The organism is Streptomyces sp. NPDC051219 (assembly GCF_040682335.1).
Taxonomy (GTDB): Bacteria; Actinomycetota; Actinomycetes; order Streptomycetales; family Streptomycetaceae; genus Streptomyces.
In genome coordinates this window covers 273,021-273,575 of sequence record NZ_JBFBAS010000005.1, presented here as the reverse complement: position 1 = coordinate 273,575, position 555 = coordinate 273,021, and the positions used below count along the sequence as shown (strand labels likewise).

1 protein-coding gene and 1 rRNA gene are annotated in these 555 nt (G+C 68.3%); both read left to right on the top strand.

The genetic code is table 11. From position 1 onward, the window contains the following. Window positions 1–91: ribosomal RNA gene (gene rrf / locus AB0M62_RS09560) — 5S ribosomal RNA — on the top strand; the annotation flags it as partial. 261 nt (window positions 92–352) lie between these two features. Beyond that, a partial coding sequence (locus AB0M62_RS09555) for a hypothetical protein (RefSeq protein WP_366073536.1) occupies window positions 353–555 on the top strand: 203 nt, incomplete at its 3' end.

The window sequence follows — 555 nt, the reverse complement described above, 5'->3', positions numbered from 1 at the left end:
GCCCGGTTACATTCCGAACCCGGAAGCTAAGCCTTTCAGCGCCGATGGTACTGCAGGGGGGACCCTGTGGGAGAGTAGGACGCCGCCGAACAATCTTTCAAGGACCCTTGGTCCCAGCGTTCATGCTGGGACCGAGGGTCCTTTTGTTTATGCCGAAGCGCATCGGATGGCCGACTGCGCGAGAATGACTGCGGTACCCCGAAGACAGGAGTCACACCCATGTCCACCAACTCTCCCGACGACCGTCCCGAGCGCGAGCAGCGCTCCCGGGACGGCGGCGACAGGGGCGGCTTCCGCGGGGGTCGTGACGAGCGGTCCGGCGGACCGCGCCGTGACAGCAACGACCGGGGCCGTGACAGCAACGACCGGGGTGGTTTCCGGCGCGACGATCGGGCTCCGCGTCGTGGCGATGACCGTGGTGGCCGTCCGGGCGGTGGCTTCCCTCGTGACGACCGTGCGCCGCGTCGTGAGGACGACCGTGGTGGGAGCCGCGCGCCGCGTCGTGAGGACGACCGTGGTGGGTTCCGCCGTGATGACCGCCGTGATGACCGTGGT